This window comes from Nocardia sp. NPDC049935, assembly GCF_055586645.1.
This window is the reverse complement of the sequence record NZ_JBVJHV010000001.1, coordinates 884,470-903,657: the sequence shown is the minus strand read 5'-3', so window position 1 is coordinate 903,657 and position 19,188 is coordinate 884,470. Positions and strand designations below refer to the sequence as shown.

Genomic DNA, 19,188 nt, shown 5'->3' with positions numbered 1-19,188 from the left:
TCGCGCCACCCGGTGAACCGGTGCGGCATCGTCGGGCCGGGCGGGATCGTGCCGAAACCCGGCTGGTAGGGACGACATTAGGAGGGCCCGGGGAACCCGTCGCCGGTCTCGATCACGCTGAATCCAATACCGCCGCAGCGGAAACCACCGCCCGGACCACGCGGGCCGCTCTCGGGTCATCGGAGTCTGGACGCCGCGGTTCGGATAGCGTACGTTTCCATTATGGATACAAGTACTATCCATAATCTTCTACCGGACTCAGGACGCATCCCCATGCCGAAAACACTGCTGACCCTCGCCGCGGCCTACCTCGCCGCCGTCGGCCTCGCCCTCCTGCTCGTTCCGGCGCAGTTCGGCGTCGGCGCGGTCCCCGACGACGCCCCACCGGAGTTGATCGCGCTCCTGCGACTGCTGGGCGGGCCGTTCCTGGGCATCGCGGCACTGAACTGGACGGCGCGGCGCGCGGCACCCGCCTCGATCGCGAATACCGTCGTCCTGGCCAACGTGGTCGGCTTCGGCGTCGTGGCGCTCAACGATGTGTGGGGTGTACTCAGCGGGCAGGCGCGCGACCTCGCCGCCCTCTTCCTCGTGGTACATCTGGCCTTCACCGCCGCGTTCGCCGTCGCCTGGGTTCGCCACCGGCCCGCATCGCCGCCCGCGAGCCCGGCATGATGCGACGACGGGCACCGGAACGAAAGGTCACAACGTATGCGGATGGCGGAGCTGAGCCGGGAATCCGGGATCCCGATCGCGACGATCAAGTACTACCAGCGCGAGGGGCTGCTCCCGCCCGGTGAACTCACCAGCCCCAACCAGGCCCGTTACGGCGCCTCCCACCTCCGGCGCCTCACCCTGGTCCGGGCCCTCATGGACGTCGGCGGACTCCCGGTGTCCGGTATCCGCGAGGTCCTGGCGGCGATCGACCGGCCGGACGCCACACCCCACGATGTCCTCGGCGTCGCCCAGCACGGCCTGCCCCCCACACCACCGGTCGCCGCCGGCGATGCCGATCGCGCATGGGCCGCCGAGCGAGTGGCGGCGGTGATCGCCGAACGCGGCTGGCGGCCGCCCCCGGAATCACCGGTGCTCGCGGCCCTGGTCGATACCGTCTGCACCTATCGCGTGGCCGGGCACGAGTGGGCGGTCGAGGCCCTGCCGGTCTACGCGGAGGCCGCCCAGCGCGTGGCCGAGGCGGATATCGACGCGCTCGCCGCCGCGCCGTCCACCGAAGACCTGGTGGAAGGCGCGGTGGTCGGTACCGTTCTCGGCGACGCGCTGATGGCGACGCTGCGACGGGTCGCACACGCGGAGGTGTCGCGGGAGCGGTTCGGGCGGGCGGATTAGCGGCCCCGGGCACCGCCCGGCGGTACACCCAGCATATCCAGCGCGAACCGGCCGTACTGGGCCGCGATCTCCTCGGGGCCGGCCGCCCCACCCGCCCGATACCACTGCGATATCCCCGTGCACAGGGTGGCGATGGCACGCCCCGCCGCCCGCGGGTGCGCGGTGGTGATCCGCCCGTCCGCGGCGGCGGCGGCGATCTCGTCGTCGAGCACCTGCTGGATCTCGCTGCGCGAGCGGGCGATCCGCGCCCGCTCGGCGGGAAGCAGGCTGCGCATCTCGCTGGCGCCGATGAAACCCAGATCCCGGCGGTGGGTGTGGAACAGCGCCAGTGCCTCCACGATCGATCGCACCCGTTCCACCGGATCGCCGCCGTCGGCCCGGGCCGCCCGGACCCGCCAGTGCAACTCGTCCATCGTGAGGTCCAGAATCCGGACCAGGACCTCCTGTTTGTCACGATAATGGTGGTAGAGCCCGGGCACACTGGTCCCGGCCCGGCGGGCCAGCGCGCGCACGGTGGTGCCGTGATACCCGATCTCCACGAACGAGGCGACCGCCGCGGTGAGTACGGGGTCGGCGGCGAGCGGCCCGAACTCCCGCCATGATTCCGGCGCGAATCGGCCGGATCCGGCCACGGCGTCTTCCGGCGGACGGCTTTCGGACGCGGCGCCCGGCCGGCTTCGCCCTGGAACCTCCCCCAGCAGATCGTGCACGGATACGCCGAGCGCGTCGGCCGCCGCGGCCAGCCGCGCCACCGACAACCGGGTCCGGCCGTTCTCCACCGCGCTCAGCGTCGCCGGGCTCACCCCGATCCGGCGCGCCAGCTCACGCAATGACACCCCGCTCATCCGGCGCGCGGCCCGGAGGGCCTCATGTGGCGGTGAAACAGCGGGATCGGACACGATGTTCAGATTATCCGAACACTCACGAATTTGTCTTGTTCGCAGCTGCACCGTCACTATCTGCCTCTTTGACATTCCACCGCCGCGATGACAATGTTCATTTGGAGCGATCGCTCGGTCACGACGCGGCGATCCACCGGATGCCAGGAGGACTGCCGTGCCGATCGATCTGACCTACTCCGCCGATGTGACGAAGCTGGTGGAGGCCACCCGCGATTTCGTCCGGGAGACGGTGCTGCCGATCGAGGACGAACATCGCGGCGATATCACCGTCGCCGGCGGCGACACCGTCCGCGTGACCATGCAGGAACGGGCGCGCGCCGCCGGTGTCTTCGCCCCGCACGCGCCGGTCGAATACGGCGGGCACGGCCTGTCGATGTCGGATCGCGCCCCGGTGTTCGAGGAGGCCGGATACTCGCTGTTCGGCCCGACCGCCCTCAATATCGCCGCACCCGACGAGGGCAACGTCCACATGCTCGCCCATATCGCCGACCCGGATCAGAAGGCACGATTCCTCGAACCGCTGGCCCGCGGCGAGCTGCGTTCGGCGTTCGCGATGACCGAACCGGCCCCGGGCGCCGGTTCGGACCCCTCGGCCCTGACCACCCGCGCCACCAAAGCCGACGGCGGCTGGCGGATCGACGGCCGCAAACACTTCATCACCGGAGCCGACGGCGCCGGATTCTTCATCGTCATGGCCCGCACCTCCGGCGAACCGGGCCAACGCGGCGGCGCCACCATGTTCCTCGCGCCCGCCGATACCCCCGGCCTGCGCGTCGGCCGCCATATCGACACCCTGGACCGCGCCATGATCGGCGGCCACTGCGAGGTGTTCTTCGAGGATATGTTCGTCCCCGACGACGCGGTGCTCGGCGCCGTCGACCGCGGATTCGAATACGCGCAGGTCCGGTTGGGGCCCGCCCGGATGACCCATGTGATGCGCTGGCTCGGCGCCTGCCGCCGCGCCCATGATGTCGCCGTCGCCCACGTCGCCGAACGGGAGGGTTTCGGCTCGACCATCGGCAACCTGGGCCTGGCCCAGAAGATGGTGGCCGACAACGAGATCGATATCGCCGCCACCCGCGCACTGCTGGTGCGCGCCTGCTGGGAACTCGACACCGGCGATCACGCCGCCAACGCCACCTCGATCGCGAAAACCTTCGCCGCCGAGGCGATCTTCCGGGTGGTGGACCGTAGCATCCAGCTGTGCGGCGGGCTCGGCGTCTCCGACGATCTGCCGCTGGCCCGGCTCTCCCGCGAGGTCCGGCCGTTCCGTATCTACGACGGCCCCTCCGAGGTGCACCGCTGGGCCATCGCCAAACGCACCGTGGGCGCCGCCCGCCGCGCCGCCCGCTGACCGGCCCGATCAGGCAGGATCGACGCGCGCGCCGGGAACCGGATCCCGGAGTTCACGCTTGAGCAGTTTGCCGCTCTGGTTGCGCGGCAGCGCGTCGGCGAAGCGGACCCGCTTGGGCACCTTGAACGGTGCGATCAGTTCCTTGACGTGACCGATCAGGGCCTCGGCGGTGACCTCCTGCCCATCACGCAGCACGACCACCGCGGTGACCGCCTCGATCCATCGCTCGTCGGGCGTGCCGATCACCGCGACCTCCGCGACCGCCGGGTGGGTATAGAGCGCATCCTCGACCTCACGGGAGGCCACCAGGATGCCTCCGGTGTTGATCACATCCTTGATCCGGTCGACGACCGTGATGAACCCCTCGGCATCCCGCGTCACCAGATCTCCGGAGTGGAACCAGCCGTCGTCGAAGGCGGCATCGGTGGCCTCCGGGTTGTCCCAGTAGCCCCGGCACAGTTGCGGTGACCGGTAGAGGATCTCACCGGCCTCGCCGTCGGCCACCTCGTCGCCGGCGGTATCGACGACCCGGCTCTCCACGAAGAACACCGGACGCCCGCACGACGCCGGCCTCTCGGCATGTTCCTCCGGACGCAGCACCGTCGCGAGCGGACCGATCTCGGATTGACCGAAGCAGTTGTAGAAACCGAGATCCGGATAGCGCTCGCGCAACCGGTTCAGCACCGTGACCGGCATGATCGAGGCGCCGTACTGCGCTTTGCGCAGCGAGGACAGGTCGCGCCGGTCGAGGTCGGGGTGATTGGACAGGGGCACCCAGACCGTCGGCGCCAGGAACAACGACCCGATCCGGTCGGCCTCCACGCGTCGCAGGATCTCCGGAACGTCGGGCGCGGCCAGCAGGTTCACCGTGGCACCCACCGACAGGTAGGGCAGCACGAACACATGCATACCGGCCGAATGATAGAGCGGCATCGCGACCAGCGGATTGTCGTCGGCCGTCAGGTCCAGCGCGATCACCGCCGAAACATATTCGTAGATCAGTGCCTCGTGGGTCATCATCGCGCCCTTGGGCTTCGAGGTGGTGCCCGACGTGTACAGCAACTGCGCAAGATCCGACGCGACCGCCCCGGGCGCAGTATCCGGCGCCTCACCCGCCCCGGCGATCCCGAGCAGTGAACCCTCGGCATCCCGCAGCGCCAGGATATGGCCGACCGCCGGCAGACCGGCCCGCACCGCGTCGAGCGTGGGCGCGAGCGCGGGATCGACCAGAACGGCTCGCGCACCCGACTGCGCCACGAGATAGGTCAGTTCCTCCCCGCGGAGGGCGTAGTTCACCGGCACGTGCACCAGCCCCGCTCGCGCGCAGGCCAGAAACCCGATCACATAGGCGTCGGAGTTCGTCCCGTAGGCGGCGACCCGGTCGCCGTGCGCCAGGCCCAGCCGGATCAGGTGTGCGGCCGCCCGGGTGACCGCCTCGTCGAGGGCGCGATAGGTATGGGCACGTCCGTCGAAGGTCAGCGCGATACGGTCCGGATTCTTGGCCGCCGAGCGGCGCAGCACACCGTCGATCGTCTGCGTGCGGGGGTCGAGACTCATACCGATCAGGTTATGGGCAACCGGAACGGGGAGGATGTGTTTCGGTTCCCGCCTCGGCGGCGAAGCTACCGGGACGACTCTGCGCGATGATGCCGAATCGCGGACACGATCGCGGCAGGGTCCTGTTCGGGAACCCAATGGGATACGCCCGGAAGCACCTGGAGTGTGTACTCTCCCGTCACGAACTCACGGCAACGCTCGATGCCCGCGGGACCGATCGCGATATCGCCGTCCCCCCAGATCATCGTTGTCGGACAGGCCACCCGGCCGACGGGATCACCCGACCCGGGTGCGCGATACCAATTCAGTGCCGCGTCCATCGCGTTGGGTTCGCGCAGTGCGCTCAGATGCCGCTCGGCGAGTTCGGGCGGAACGGCGTCACCGAAGCCGATCCGCAGTGCGGCGGCGTCGTCAGCGGTCAGGAGTGCGGCAGCGTTGTCGTCGCTGCGCAGGAAATCCATATAGGAGGAGCGTTCCCGCTGGTCCGGATCATGCTCGATGGCCCACTCGAACGCGGCGGGATGGGGCACCGAGACCGCGATGAGCGACGCGACGCGATCCGCGTAACGGGCTGCGACGTTCCATGCGACGAGAGCGCCCCAGTCATGCCCGACGACATGGACGCGATCGAATCCGAACGAATCACAGATCCCCAGGACGTCGGACACCAGGTGATCCATCGCGTAGTCGACCGGTGAACTGGGGCGTGCTCGCGCCGAATATCCACGTTGATCGAACGCCACCGCCGGCACATTTTCGGCGCTCAGGACACCCAGGGCCGGTATCCACGATGCTTTGCTCTGCGGGAAGCCGTGCAACAACAGCACAGGGTCGTTGTCGCTGTGCGCATCGGCGACCGCGGCGGTGGTCAAGGTATCGAATCCGAGACCTCCCAGGTCGACTTTCCCCGGCCGAAGCCGAAACTCGATGTTCACGTCCACTCCCTACACCTCTCCGTTCGGGATGGCCTCGTAGTAAGGAACCCGGGTCCATCCGGCATCCAGTTCGCCGGCGATATCGGCCATCATCGGGTGGACCGGTTCGGCCGAGACCCGGACGTCGATGCAGTACGGGCGTCCCGCGGCCTGTGCGCGCTCGACCGCGGCACCGACCTCGCCGATCGATTCGACACGTTCGCCCCCGCAGCCGAAGGACATCGCGATTCTGTCGTAGCGGCTGCCGGGAAGGTCCACGGCGACAGCGGTCTCCGGACCGAACAACGCCGACTGGCCGTGTACCGACATCGCCCAGCTCGCGTTGTTCATGACAATCGTCGTAATAGGCAATTCGTGTCTCACCATGGTGTCGAACTCCTGTAGATGGAATCCGACTCCGCCGTCACCGGTGATCACGACGACCGGCCTGTCCGGTTGCGCGACCTGCGCCCCGATAGCCATGCCCTGACCCACGCCCAGGCCACCGAGTGCCCCCAGACCGAACCACGATCGGGGCGATGCCGCGCGGGCGAAGAAACTCGTCCACGCCGCGGCCTCGCCGCCGTCGAAGATAACGATGGTTTCCGGGGAGAGCGCGTCGACAATCGCCTTCGTCGCCCAGTACGGGTGCAAACCGGCAGGACTTTCGGCGGGCGCATCAGCGTAGAGGAGAGCGTGTGCGTCGACCGCCGCACGCGCGGATTTCGTCCACTCGGTCCACCCGGGGAGCTCGCCGGCCCGGTCGGACAGGGCCCTGATCGTCTGTGTCACGTCCGCGACGACCGATACGGCGACCTCGCCGATCCTGCCCGGCTGGGTACCGTCGAGATCCACCTGGATGACCGTTGCCTCGGCCGGAATCATCGATGCGGTTCGCGATCCCGTCATCGGGCCCCGCCGAGCGCCGAGCAGCAGCACGACGTCGGGTGGCCGGACCATGAATTGCAGAGCCGAGAGGTCGGCGCTGTTCCCACCCCAGCACGGATGCTCCGGATCGAGTGTGCCCAGACCCCACGAAACTCCGTACACCGGAATCCTGAGTTCCTCCAGCAGAGATTCGAGCGCGGGGCGAAATCCCACGCTCATCGACGCGCCGCCGCCGGTGAGGATTACCGGGCGTTGCGCCCCGGCCAGGACCTCGACGATTCGATCGACAGTGGCCGGCGACGGCGCCGGGCGATCGGCGAGCGTGAGAGAGGGGTTCGCGGCGAGCCGATCGTCGATCGCTTTGAACATGATGTCGATGGGAATGTCGAGCACCACCGGCCCCGGGACACCCGTCGTCGCGTGCCGGATCGCGAGGGCGACCAGGTCGGGGATGCGGCCGACCGTGGTTGCGCGGTGCGCCCACTTGCACGACGCCGCTTTGGCGACAGCGACCTGATCGAGACCGTCCTGCAAGACGTTGAGTTCCGTCTCGCGCAGTGGCGGCGAACTCGTGATGACCAGCAGCGGAATCCGATCCGCCGCAGCGTTGCAGAGGGAGGAGAACACATTGGCGAACCCCGGCCCCGATGTCGCGAAGACAACGCCCATACCGCCTGTTGCACGGGAGTAGCCCTCGGCAGCATTTCCGGCAGCCGCCTCGTGCCGGTGATCGACTATCCGCATCCCGATCCGGTCGCACTCGATCAGAAACGAGTCGAGATGACCGCCGTGCACCCCGAATAGATTCTGGACCCCGAATGCGGCGAGTGTTCGAGCGGCGAGTTGCCCGCCAGTTGTTTGCGCCACCTGTTTCTCCTGGATAGGGATGGTCGGCATACGAATCACATATCCGGGCACACAGCATTTCCTGGATATCGTGAACCGCATCCATCGAATTCGATTTCACAAGTGTTGAACCGGGGTCTTTCAGGGCCTCGCGGGCACGAAGTGCGCCTTGACCACTTCCGAACCGCCCGAGCACAGATCGGTGAACACATCTCCGGCCTCCTCGAGCGGAAAGGTCGACACCCAGCTGAAATCCCAATCGGCGCATTGCGATAGTGCGGTCCGGAACTCTTCGTCGGTGTAGGCGAAGGAACCGTGGACACTACGCTCACCGACGACAAGTACATAGGTCCCGCCGCGGAGCGCGATATCCGCGTCGTGGACACCGACCCATACGGCCGTCCCGCCCGGTTTCAGCGCCGTGACGGAGAGTGCTTGACTGGCCTGTACTCCCGCCGCGTCGATGGTGAGATCGAAGTACCCCTCGTCCAGCGTCTCCTCGACCCGCGCCGACCCGAGACTCCGCACCAATTCACGCCGTCGCTCGGAGATATCGGTCACCACGATTTCCGCGGCTCCGCCGTCGCGGGCGCACATGGCTGCCGTGATCCCGATGGGACCGGCCCCGATGATCGCGACCCGCTTTCCGGCGGCCCCACCCCCTCGATCGAACGCGTGCAGCGTTGTTGCCGCGACCTCGGCCATCGCCGCTGCGGTCCACGAGCAGTGTTCGGGGAGTACGACAAGCCTGTCTTCCGGAACGGCCACCACTTCGGCAATGGCTCCGTGGCGGCTGACTCCGATTATGCCGTTCGCCGAACACAAATGGCTCACGCCGTTCACACACGCAGGACAGGATTTACACGCTACCTGTGGGTTGACCGCGACCCGCTGACCGTTTTCGGTGACTCCCGCGAATTCGTGACCGATGGTCACATGGGGGAAGGTAATAGCCGACGCTGACTCCATGGGTGTCCGAACCGCAGACGCCGACAGCGTGCACGCGAACGAGCACTTCGCCCGGCTGCGCGCTGGGCTCATCCGTGTCGACCATTGCGACGATCCCGGGTTGCTCCATTTGCAGGGCTTTCATCGGGCCATCCGTCCACTCGCCGGTTCGGTCACACTCTCAGGAGACTGTGAATGCCGTCACGCTAATGTCGGTGACCGGCCGATCGCAACGATTGGCATAGTGCAAACAACGGCGCGCAGCTGTATCAGCTCGGCACGACCCCATCCAGCTGTTCGGTCACCTCGTCGGCCGTCCGCACCACCCGCTCCCCGAGGTCTATCAACTCGCGACCGCTGAGCAGGCGTTCCGCTCCGTCCAGCACCGAGAGGGCACAGACGGCCTTCCCTGCCTGGTCGAAGGAGGCCGCGCTCACGGCCATGGGGGCGTAGCTCCCGGTCGGGTCTATCTCCCCCAGAAGCAGACCGGGCGGGAGGTGCGGCGCCTGGCTGGTCGCTATCCGGTCCGCGCGCCGAGTTCCGTATGCCTGTGCAAGCGCACCGAGAGCGGTCTGCTGCAAATCTCCCGGCGAGCGGGGTAGCAACTCGACCGCGAACCGTCGTTTCCGGACCACATGCAGGGTCCGCCGGACCGCATCGAGCTCCTCCGCCGGCCGGTCGATCTTCTTGACCCATTTGTCGAGGGCATAGAGATCGGCGAAAGCCGCCAGAACCGAACCGAGAGGGGGCGTGAACTCGAGATGATCACCCGCCTTCAAAGGGAGATCGAGTCCCGCGAGGGCGGCGGGCCGGATGACCTCACCGATCACCAGCGCATCGGATGACGTGAGGATCAGGCACACCATTCCACCGGTCTCGCGACTGAGATTCTCCATTCCCGTACGGGCAACATCGGCGATGCGTACGGAGATTCGAGCCGCCGAACCGATCGAAATCAACCGGGGCCCGAGCCGGTAGGTTTTCTTGACACGATCCTTGACCAGCCATCCCACGCGCGTGAGTTCGCTCAGCATCGGGTAGCAGGTCGATTTGTCCAGGCCGACCATGCGCGCGAGGTCGGTCAGGTGATAGTCGCGATCCGGCGTCTCGGCGAGATATTCGATCATTTCGACAAGTCGTTCGGTCTGCGGCGAGCGTCGACCCATGGCTAATCTATACACCCCGATCGGGCACCCCGGTCACGCGATCCACGGGGCGATCCCACGTCCCGCCCGGCCGCGCGCAGCCCGGGAAAACGATATCGCCGCGCACAGCACCACCGGATGAGCACGACTGCTAGTGTGAACATATGTTCGAATCCGGTCGCGAAAGTCGAGGTCGGGGCGAGCGTGCGGCCGGCGGGAACACCGCGGACCCCCACCCCGCCCGCCGCCCGCGGATCGCGTCCCGGGATCACGCCTCGATCCTGCACGCGGACCTGGACTCGTTCTACGCCTCGGTGGAGCAGCGCGACCGGTGCGATCTGCGCGGGAAACCCGTTCTGGTCGGCGGCGGGGTGGTGCTCGCGGCCAGTTACGAGGCGAAGGCCCGAGGGGTGCGCACCCCGATGAACATCGGGGCGGCGCTGCGGTTGTGCCCGGACGCGGTGGTGGTGCCGCCCCGGATGTCGGAGTACGGCCGGGCCAGCAAGGCGGTGTTCGAGATCTTCGCCGATACCACGCCGATCGTGGAGGGGATCTCGATCGACGAGGCGTTCCTCGATGTCGCCGGATTGCGGCGGATCGCGGGCGAACCGGAAGCGATCGCGCGTGTTCTGCGGGCGCGGGTGCGCCGCGAGGTCGGGTTACCCATCTCGGTGGGGATCGCGGGTACCAAATTCCTGGCCAAGGTCGCCAGCGCGGTGGCGAAGCCGGACGGCCTGCGGCGGGTGGAGCCCGAGGACGAGCTGGCATTTCTGCATCCGCTTCCGGTGCACCGGCTGTGGGGTGTCGGGCCGGTGACCGAGCGGGCGCTGCACGCGCGCGGAATCGAGCGGATCGGGCAATTGGCCGAACTGGGCGAATCCGGATTGCGCCCGATCGTCGGCGCCGCCGCGGCGCGGCATCTGCACGCGCTGTCCTGGGCGCGCGATCCACGCCGGGTGGAAACCGGCCGACGACGCCGGTCCATCGGCGCGCAGCGGGCGCTGGGCAGCCGGCCCCGGCCGCCGGAGGAGGTCGAGGCGTACGTGCACGGTCTCACGGACCGGTTGGGACGCAGGCTCCGCGCGGCGGACCGGAACTGCCGAACCGTGGTGCTCCGCATGCGTTTCGGAGATTTCTCCCGGGCCACCCGATCACGCACGCTGGCCGCGCCGACCGATCATACGGAGACGCTCCTGCGGGCTGCCCGCGCGCTGCTGGCGGAGGCGGTGCCGATGATCGAGGAACGGGGTCTCACACTGATCGGACTGGCGCTGACGAATCTGGAGGATGCCGATCCCCGGCAACTCGCCCTGCCTTTCGACCGGGGCGCCGGGCCGGAATTGGATACCACCCTCGATGCCCTGCGCGGTCGTTTCGGTTCCGCGGCGGTCACCCGCGCCGCACTATTGGGCCGTGGCGAAGGGCTCTCGGTACCGCTGCTCCCGGACTGATCCGCGGCGGCGCCGCCGGGAACACCGCGGCCGGAAGCGGACCCGCCGCCACCAGATCTGGACGTTTGTTCAACAGTGTGGTTCGCTGCCAGTTCGAGCAGGAAGGAACCTCGATGGTGGTAACCCCCGAATCACCGGCCTCCGCATCCGAACCGGTGGGCTCCGCCGCGGACCCGGCGCTACCCCGCCGAACCGTGCTGGCGGGTGCGGCGGCCGGAACCCTCACCCTCGGCGCGCTGGCGACCACCGTCCCCGCGCTCGGTGAGCGGTCGGCCGCCGTGGCGGGGGCGGACGCGGGCGAGTATTCGATCGGCGTGGGGATCTCCGATATCACCGGCCCGGCCGCCGAATGCGGGATGATGGGCTACTCCCAGCAGGACCAGACCACCGCCGGTATCCATCTGCGCCCCCGTGCCCGCGCGTTCGTCTTCGCCACCGGCGACGAGCGGATCGTCTTCGCCGTCGCGGAGAACGCGATGATCTTCCAGTCGGTCCACCGCGGCGTCCTGACGGAACTGACGCGCCGGTTCGGCGACCGCTACACCGAACGCAATGTCCTGCTCACCTCTACGCATTCGCACGCCGTATGCGGCGGCGCCGCCCACGATTACGCCTACAACCTGTCGATCCTCGGTTTCCAGCAGCAGGTCTACGACGCCGAGGTGAACGGTCTGGTCGAGGCGATCGTCGCGGCCGACGCCGATCTGGGTCCGGGGACGCTGGCGCTGGGCCGCGCCGAACTGCGCAACGCGAGCGTCAACCGCTCCCGGGTGGCCTTCGATCGCAACCCCGCCGCGGACACCGCGCATTTCCCGGACGCGATCGATCCGGCCGTGACGACGCTGTCGATCATCAAGGGTGGCCGGCGGGCCGGCGAGATCACCTGGTTCGCCACCCACAACACCTCCATGACCAACAAGAACCGGCTGATCAGCTCGGACAACAAGGGTTATGCGGCCTTCACCTGCGAGCACACCGAGCACGGGGTCCGATATCTGGACGGGGCACCGGATTTCGTGGCCGCCTTCGCCCAGACCAACGCCGGCGATATGTCGCCCAACCTGAACCTCCGTCCCGGATCGGGGCCCACCGACGACGAATTCGACAACACCCGGATTCTCGGGGAGCGCCAATACGACGCGTCCCGGACCGCACTGGCGGCGGCACGGTCGATGACCGGCCCGGTGGGCTCGGTGTTCTGCTATATCGACCTGTCCGATACCGCCGTCGACGGGCGGTACACCCCGGACGGCGCACCGCGCCGCACCGCGCCGCCGGCGGCGGGCGTCTCCCTGCTGGCGGGCAGCGTCGAGGACGGCCCCGGGTTACCGGGCGGTCCCATTCCGGAGGGTGTGCGCAACCCGTTCCTCGACGCCCTGGGCGGTGATCCGCACCGTCGGGCGCCCGCCTGGCTGGCCGATGCCCAGGCGCCCAAGGCGATCGCCGTGCCGTTCGCCCTGCTGCCGCCGGCGCCCTGGGTGCCGAGTGTGGTGCCGATCCAGATCGTGCGACTCGGTGAGCTGTATCTGGCCGCGGCGGGTGGCGAGTTCACCATCGTCGCGGGGTTGCGGGTGCGACGGGCGGTGGCCGCGGCGTTGGGGGTCGGGCTCGAGCAGGTGCTGATGCAGGGTTACGCCAACGCGTACCACGAATACGTCACCACCCCGGAGGAATACGACGCCCAGCAGTACGAGGGTGCGTCCACGCTTTTCGGCCGCTACACCCTGCCCGCGTATCAGCAGGAGTTCACCCGGCTCGCCGCGGCGCTCGCCGCGGGAACCCCGGTGCCGCGCGGGCCCGCCCCGCGAGACCTCTCGCACCTGCAACCCGACTTCGTGCCCGCACCCGGGCCCGACACCGCCCTGCCCGGACAGGACTTCGGCGCGACCCTCGTACAGCCGGCGGCCTCCTACGGGCGCGGAACCCGGGCCGAGGTCGAGTTCCTGTCCGCGCATCCCAAGCACAATCCGCGCCGCAACGGCACCTTCCTCGAGGTGCAACGACTGGACGGCGGACAGTGGGTGCGGGTCGCGAACGAGGGCGAATGGGCAGTGCGGTTCCATTGGAGCAAACGCGCACCCGCCACATCGGTGGCGGCATTCACCTGGGATATCCCGGCCGCCGCGGACACCGGCCGATACCGTTTCGTGCACTACGCCGACCGGCTCGCGGTCGACGGCGGCCTGTATCCGGTCGTCGGGGTCAGCGCCGAGTTCGAGGTCGTCTGAGGCGGTCGCCGGGGCGGCTCGGACCACGGGGACCGCTACGGTCCTTCGCGCTCAGGGCAGGATCGAATCGATGTATCCGCCGTCCACACGGACGGCGCCACCCGTGGTCGCCGAGGCCTGGTTCGAGGCGAGGTAGACGACCATATTGCCGATCTCCTCGGGTTCGATGAGGCGCTGCAGCAGCGAATGCGGACGGTGGTCGAGCATGAACCGGTGCTGCGCCTGCTCCCACGGAAGGTCCTCACCCACCATGTCCCGGACGAAATCCTCGACACCGGGGGTATGGGTCGGACCCGCCATCACGGAGTTCACCGTGACACCCGTTCCGGCCGCGGCCTTCGCGTAACCGCGGGTGACCGCGAGCAGCGCGGTTTTCGTGGTTCCGTAGTGAACCATCTCGAGCGGCGTCACCACCGCGGAATCACTGGCGATATTCATGATCCGGCCGAATCCGTGCTCCATCATCTCCGGCAGGTACATCCGGATGAGCCGGATGGCCGACAGCACGTTGACCTCGAAGTACCGGCGCCAATCGTCGTCGTCGATCTCGAGCACCGGTTTCGCCTCGAAGATGCCGAGATTGTTGACCAGGATGTCCAGTTCGGGAACCTTCTCCCGCAGCGAGGCCGCGCCCACGGCGGAGGAGAGATCGGCCGCCACCGCCCGCACCGACGCCCCGGGAACCGACTCCAGAATCGCCGCCCGGGCCGCGTCGGTCTTATCGGGACCGCGTCCGTTCACGATCACCGACGCACCGGCGCGCGCCAGCGCGGTGGCGATGGCCAGACCGATTCCCTGGCTGGAACCGGTTACCAATGCGTGCCGTCCGGACAGGTCGATGTTCATTCCCTCATCGTGCCGCACGGTGCGAGCGCGGCCGGTGCTGCCACGCGGGGACCCGGGACCCTGTCCCTCCGGGTTCGCCGCCCCGGCCGGATGGCGTGATCTGTGGGGTATGTGTCGTTGACGCCATCGGCCCGGACGGCAGAAGCTGGAATCGTGCCGCAGCGTGATGTCGTATTCGTGATCTTCGATGATTTCCAGGCCCTCGATCTGGTCGGGCCGCACGAGGTCTTCCAGGGCGCCCAGGAGTACGACTGCCGGGTGCTCGCGGCCCACGCCGGACCGGTCCGCTCCGACAGCGGCCTACCCGTGTACGCGGAATACGGGGTGGCCGATATCGATCCGGCCACCGTGGACACCGTGGTGGTCGCCGGCGGCCCGGGTACCGATACCGCCTGCCACGACACCCACCTCATGGCCTGGCTGACGACGGCCTCCGCGCACGCGCGGCGGGTGGCCTCGGTGTGCACGGGCGCCTTCCTGCTGGCCGCCGCCGGAACCCTGGACGGCAGGCGGGCCACCACGCACTGGGCGTACGCGGACCGGCTGGCCCGCGAGCATCCACGGGTCGTCGTGGACTCCGATCCGATATTCGTCCAGGACGGACGGATCTGGTCGTCGGCGGGGGTCACCGCGGGGATGGACCTGGCGCTGGCGCTGGTGGAACAGGATCTGGGCCGCCGGGCCGCACTCACCCTGGCCCGCTATCTGGTGCTGTTCCTGCGCCGCCCCGGCGGGCAGACCCAGTACAGCGCTTCCCTGTGGCACGCGCAGCCCGCCACCGATCCGATCCGCACGGCGGTGACCGCGATCCATACCGAACCGGGCGCACCGCACGGTATCGCCGATCTCGCCGCCCGCTCGGGTCTGAGCGCACGTCATTTCCAGCGGCGATTCACCGCCGAACTCGGTATTCCGCCCGCGGCCTACGTCGAGGTGGTCCGGATCGAGGCGGCCCAGCGATTGCTTGCCGACGACGACGAGCCGGTGGACACCGTCGCCCGGCGGTGCGGGTTCGGAACCGCCGAATCACTGCGTCGCGCGTTCCATCGCCGGGTCGGGGTCGCGCCCTCGGACTACCGGGACCGGTTCCGCTCGCCCACCGGCGCGGGCCGTCCGGTCTGACGCCGCCCGCCGGCACCCGACCTCGGCCTCGATCTCGCCTTCCACTCGAATCATCTTCCACGACAAGGAGTTCCGCATGTCCCTCGCTCTCCCGTCCACGCCGTTGGCACAGGCGGCCCACGCTCTGATCGAAACCGAACTCGACGCCGCACTACGCAATCACAGCGTGCGCTCGTTTCTCTTCGGCCGCGCGCTGGCGGAGGCGCGCGGCCTGCACGCGGAGGTGGACTACGACGCCGAGATCATGTTCCTGATCTGCGCGCTGCACGATATCGGGCTCGCCGAGGTGGCCAACGGCGATCAGCGGTTCGAGGTCGACGGCGCCGATTACGCGGCCGAGTTCCTGGAGGCGCGGGGCGTGACCGACGACCGGGTCGATGTGATCTGGGATGCGATCGCCGCGCACAGCAGCGGCCTCAGCGGTTCGCCGGTGTATCGGCGCCGCCGCCCGGCCGCGATCTGGATCGCGGTGGACGGGATCGGTCTCGATATCGGCGGCGGCCCCGAGAGCGAATCCCTGCCCGACGGATTCGCGGACGCGGTACACGCGGTCCATCCGCGGCACGGCGGGATCCGCGCGCTGTCTCGTGCGGTGGTCGACCAGGCGGTGGCGAACCCGCGGAAAGCGCAACCCGGCTCGCTGCCCGGGGAGATCGTCCGGCTCCGGCATCCGGAACTGGTGCCGACCTGGGACGATCTCGTCGCCCTGAGCGGCTGGAACGACTGATGTCCGATCCCGGCACCACTGGCCCCTGAGTGATCTGAATCACAAGCGGAGTGAACTTCCGATCAATCTGCCATTGACAAATGGCACATTGCTGAATGATTCTGAACGCATGACAAGGTCGACGAGGACCTCGCCTCCCGGGGTACCCGACGCACCGTCCGTGCGTTCACAGCTGGCGGCCACGGCGGCGGAATACGGGCTGCGCCCCCTCAATTGCGCCGTCCCGCTGAACCGGCCCGGAGTGTGGTTCGCCCGGACTCTGATCGCCACGATCATGGAGCTGGGCGGCCCGCCGCTCCGCGGCACCGAAGTCCGTCCGGTGCGTGAGGCCGGGGTGCGCGGCGAATGGGTGTGCGCCCCGGGCGTGCGTTTCGGCGACCGCGCCGTCTACTACATCCACGGCAGCGGCTATGTACTCTGCTCGGCCCGCACCCACCGAGGCCTGGCCTCCCGCCTGTCCCGGCGGACCGGGCTGCCGGTCTTCGTCGTCGACTACCGGCTCGCCCCCGAGCACCGGTTCCCCGCGGCCGCCGACGATATCGCGGCCGGATTCCGCCTGCTGCTCGATCAGGGCTTCGACGCGGGCGATCTCGTGATCGCGGCGGACTCCGCGGGCGGGCACCTCGCACTCGATCTCCTGCTCGAGAACGCCGCCCGCGGCGCCGGGCAACCCGCGGCGGTGGCGATGTTCTCCCCGCTCATCGACCTGACCTTCACGCTGGCGGCCGAACAGGAACGCCACCGGCGCGATCCGGTGATCTCCGCGGCGGCGGCCCGGCGGCTGCCCCGCGTCTACACCAGCGGGCATCCGGACGATACGCCGCGACTGCGGCTGAGCATCGCGGCCGGTACCGCGTTGCCCCCGATCCTCGTACAGGCCGGCGGCGCCGAGATGCTCAGCGCCGACGCCCGGCACCTGCAGCGGATGATTCGCGCCGCCGGCGGCGACTGCACCCTCGAGATCTGGCCCGGGCAGGTGCACGTCTTCCAGGCGCTCCCCCGGCTGGCGCCCGAAGCCGACGCCGCGCTCGACCGGGCGGCCGGGTTCCTGGGCGCGGCACTGGCGGCGAATACTCCGAGGAAAGTGAGCTGATATGCCGGGACTGCGAAACCTGCTGCCGTTCGGTACCTCCGGACGCACCCACCGCGCTCGCGCGGTGGTCACCGGGGCCGGCAGCGGTATCGGCCGCGCCCTGGCCCTGGAGTTGGCGGCGCGGGGCGGGCAGGTCGTCTGCGCGGATATCGACGAGGTCCGCGCCGCGGAGACGGTGGCCGCGATCGAACGCGAACACCCGGGCGCCGCGCATGCGTTCCGCTGCGATGTCGCCCGGCGCGAGGACGTGGAGATCCTCGCCCGCTTCGCCGATTCGGTGTTCGACGGCCCCGTCACGCTGGTGATCAACAACGCGGGTGTCGGGATCGGCGGGCACCGGGTCGGTGAGATCGGCTTCGCCGACTGGGAATGGGCGCTCGGGATCAACCTGTGGGGTGTGGTGCACGGTTGCGAGATCTTCGCGCCGCGCCTGCGGGCGGCCGGGCACGGCGGGATCATCAACGTGGCCTCGGCCGCCGGGTTCGCGGCCGCGCCCTCGATGGCGGTCTACAACACCTCCAAGGCCGGGGTACTGGCCCTGTCGGAGACCCTGGCCGCGGAGTTCGGCGGCACCGATATCGCGGTGACCGTCCTGTGCCCGACCTTCGTGCGCACCAACGTCGCCCGCGACGGCCGCATCACCTCGGGTTCGCGCACGCTCGCCGACACCCTCATGCGATGGACCGGGTTCTCCCCGGAGCGGGTCGCCCGCACCACCCTGGACGCGCACGACCGCGGCCGGTTGCACGTACTCCCGCAGCCGGACGCCCAGCTGATCTGGCTGCTCAAACGCGCGTTCCCCGGCCAGTACACCACCGTCGCCGGTCTGCTCGAACGCCTGCTGCCGCAGGACGAACCGGCGCCGCGCACCACCGGAGAAAGGACAGGGGTCTGATATGCCCACCATGGACTTCGAGGACATGCTCGCCAAGATCAAGGATCGCCAGTGGGCGCTGGCCGATATCGACTGGGACGCCCCCGGCGCCGAGACCATCTCGCCCGAACAGCACGCCAAGCTCAAGCCGTTCATGGCGGATCTGATGTGGATCGAGAACGTCGGCGCCCGCGGTTTCGCCGCCATGGCCAAGAAGGCGCCCGATGAGACCCTGCGCGAGATCTACCGCTATTTCCACGCCGAGGAACAGCGGCACGCCAATGCGGAACTGGCGCTGATGCGGCGCTGGGGCATGCTCGACGGCGACGAGATCCCCCAGCCGAATATCAACGTCAAACTGGTGATCGACTTCCTCGACAAGTACTCCGACGAGATGTCGCTGTCCTTCCTCGGCACGGTGATCCCGATGCTCGAGGTCGCGCTCGACGGCGCGCTCGTGAAATTCATCATGGACGAGATCGAGGATCCGGTCTGCCAGGAGGCGTTCCGGCGGATCAATGCCGACGAATCCCGGCACCTGGCGGTCGATTTCGCGGTGATGGACGTCCTCGGCCACGCCGAGATGCGCAAATTGCTCATCGAGCTCGTCGGCGGCTGGGTGAAACCGACCTTCCTCATCGGCGTACTGAGCTACGTTCCGCTGCTCAACAAGATGCGCGACAACATCGTCGCGATGGGCGTGGACGAGCAGAAGCTCTACACCGCGCTGGAGCGCTACCGCAAGGTCGGCGAGCGCAGTGAATTCGCCCGCCGGCTGCCGATGTACCAGATCGTCAAAATGCACGGGACCTGGGTCGTCGACCGCGGGCACCCCTATCACCTGCTCGCCGACACCCTGGTGAAGGTCACCGGCCGGATTCCGCGGCGGCTGCTGCGCAAGGACCCGAGCTGGTCGAAGGAAATCACCTACACCCCCGCCGCGTGACGA

17 protein-coding genes and 1 pseudogene are annotated in these 19,188 nt (G+C 68.7%); 10 read left to right on the top strand and 8 right to left on the bottom strand.

What is annotated here, in order from left to right; all coding sequences use genetic code 11:
* Positions 1-273: 273 nt before the first annotated feature.
* Both ACZ6SF_RS04220 and ACZ6SF_RS04215 read left to right on the top strand, forming a co-directional pair.
* Positions 274-672 (top strand): hypothetical protein, encoded by a 399-nt coding sequence (locus ACZ6SF_RS04220; RefSeq protein WP_466060521.1) that lies wholly within the window; start codon positions 274-276, stop codon positions 670-672.
* 42 nt (positions 673-714) lie between these two features.
* Positions 715-1,344: a MerR family transcriptional regulator gene (locus tag ACZ6SF_RS04215; protein ID WP_466060520.1), complete on the top strand. Its 630-nt coding sequence runs from the start codon at positions 715-717 to the stop codon at positions 1,342-1,344.
* Here the strand turns inward: ACZ6SF_RS04215 and ACZ6SF_RS04210 are convergent.
* Positions 1,341-2,243, bottom strand: a complete 903-nt coding sequence (locus ACZ6SF_RS04210) for a TetR family transcriptional regulator (protein WP_466060519.1) — start codon at positions 2,241-2,243, stop codon at positions 1,341-1,343. The two genes, ACZ6SF_RS04215 and ACZ6SF_RS04210, sit on opposite strands and share 4 nt — an antisense overlap.
* Positions 2,244-2,400: 157 nt before the next feature.
* On the opposite strand from ACZ6SF_RS04210, the gene ACZ6SF_RS04205 reads away from it, so the two are divergent.
* On the top strand, positions 2,401-3,600 hold the full coding sequence (locus ACZ6SF_RS04205; protein ID WP_466060518.1) for an acyl-CoA dehydrogenase family protein: 1,200 nt from the start codon (positions 2,401-2,403) through the stop codon (positions 3,598-3,600).
* 9 nt (positions 3,601-3,609) lie between these two features.
* Here the strand turns inward: ACZ6SF_RS04205 and ACZ6SF_RS04200 are convergent, their stop codons facing one another.
* From ACZ6SF_RS04200 to ACZ6SF_RS04175, 6 genes and pseudogenes are all read right to left on the bottom strand, one after another.
* Positions 3,610-5,157 (bottom strand): acyl-CoA synthetase, encoded by a 1,548-nt coding sequence (locus ACZ6SF_RS04200; protein WP_466060517.1) that lies wholly within the window; start codon positions 5,155-5,157, stop codon positions 3,610-3,612.
* Between the two features lie 65 nt (positions 5,158-5,222).
* Positions 5,223-6,092, bottom strand: coding sequence for an alpha/beta fold hydrolase (locus ACZ6SF_RS04195; protein ID WP_466060516.1), 870 nt, complete (start codon positions 6,090-6,092; stop codon positions 5,223-5,225).
* A gap of 9 nt (positions 6,093-6,101) precedes the next feature.
* On the bottom strand, positions 6,102-7,826 hold the full coding sequence (locus tag ACZ6SF_RS04190; protein ID WP_466060515.1) for a thiamine pyrophosphate-binding protein: 1,725 nt from the start codon (positions 7,824-7,826) through the stop codon (positions 6,102-6,104).
* A gap of 120 nt (positions 7,827-7,946) precedes the next feature.
* A complete protein-coding gene (locus tag ACZ6SF_RS04185; protein WP_466061332.1) occupies positions 7,947-8,573 on the bottom strand; it encodes a zinc-binding dehydrogenase in 627 nt (208 codons plus the stop codon).
* 21 nt (positions 8,574-8,594) lie between these two features.
* Positions 8,595-8,859 (bottom strand): annotated as a pseudogene (locus ACZ6SF_RS04180) (alcohol dehydrogenase catalytic domain-containing protein); the annotation flags it as partial.
* Between the two features lie 163 nt (positions 8,860-9,022).
* Entirely contained in the window at positions 9,023-9,919 is an 897-nt protein-coding gene (locus ACZ6SF_RS04175; protein WP_466060514.1) for a helix-turn-helix domain-containing protein, read from the bottom strand.
* A gap of 143 nt (positions 9,920-10,062) precedes the next feature.
* Here ACZ6SF_RS04175 and dinB point away from each other — a divergent pair, with 143 nt between their 5' ends.
* Together dinB and ACZ6SF_RS04165 are read left to right on the top strand one after the other, a co-directional pair.
* Complete coding sequence (gene dinB / locus ACZ6SF_RS04170; protein WP_466060513.1) at positions 10,063-11,349, top strand: DNA polymerase IV; 1,287 nt, start codon at positions 10,063-10,065, stop codon at positions 11,347-11,349.
* Between the two features lie 113 nt (positions 11,350-11,462).
* Entirely contained in the window at positions 11,463-13,577 is a 2,115-nt protein-coding gene (locus ACZ6SF_RS04165) for a neutral/alkaline ceramidase (protein ID WP_466060512.1), read from the top strand.
* A 51-nt stretch (positions 13,578-13,628) separates the two neighbouring features.
* Here the strand turns inward: ACZ6SF_RS04165 and ACZ6SF_RS04160 are convergent, their stop codons facing one another.
* A complete protein-coding gene (locus ACZ6SF_RS04160) occupies positions 13,629-14,423 on the bottom strand; it encodes an SDR family NAD(P)-dependent oxidoreductase (protein ID WP_466060511.1) in 795 nt (264 codons plus the stop codon).
* Between the two features lie 150 nt (positions 14,424-14,573).
* Between ACZ6SF_RS04160 and ACZ6SF_RS04155 the strand changes: the two genes are divergently transcribed.
* The 5 genes from ACZ6SF_RS04155 (at position 14,574) to ACZ6SF_RS04135 (ending at position 19,185) form a co-directional block, all read left to right on the top strand.
* A complete protein-coding gene (locus ACZ6SF_RS04155; protein ID WP_466061331.1) occupies positions 14,574-15,545 on the top strand; it encodes a GlxA family transcriptional regulator in 972 nt (323 codons plus the stop codon).
* A 76-nt stretch (positions 15,546-15,621) separates the two neighbouring features.
* Positions 15,622-16,272 (top strand): HD domain-containing protein, encoded by a 651-nt coding sequence (locus tag ACZ6SF_RS04150; RefSeq protein WP_466060510.1) that lies wholly within the window; start codon positions 15,622-15,624, stop codon positions 16,270-16,272.
* A gap of 109 nt (positions 16,273-16,381) precedes the next feature.
* Positions 16,382-17,365 carry an alpha/beta hydrolase gene (locus ACZ6SF_RS04145; RefSeq protein ID WP_466060509.1) on the top strand — a complete coding sequence of 328 codons (984 nt, stop codon included), beginning with the start codon at positions 16,382-16,384 and terminating at the stop codon, positions 17,363-17,365.
* A 1-nt stretch (position 17,366) separates the two neighbouring features.
* A complete protein-coding gene (locus tag ACZ6SF_RS04140) occupies positions 17,367-18,260 on the top strand; it encodes an SDR family NAD(P)-dependent oxidoreductase (protein ID WP_466060508.1) in 894 nt (297 codons plus the stop codon).
* Between the two features lies 1 nt (position 18,261).
* Complete coding sequence (locus ACZ6SF_RS04135) at positions 18,262-19,185, top strand: ferritin-like domain-containing protein (protein ID WP_466060507.1); 924 nt, start codon at positions 18,262-18,264, stop codon at positions 19,183-19,185.
* Positions 19,186-19,188 lie beyond the last annotated feature (3 nt).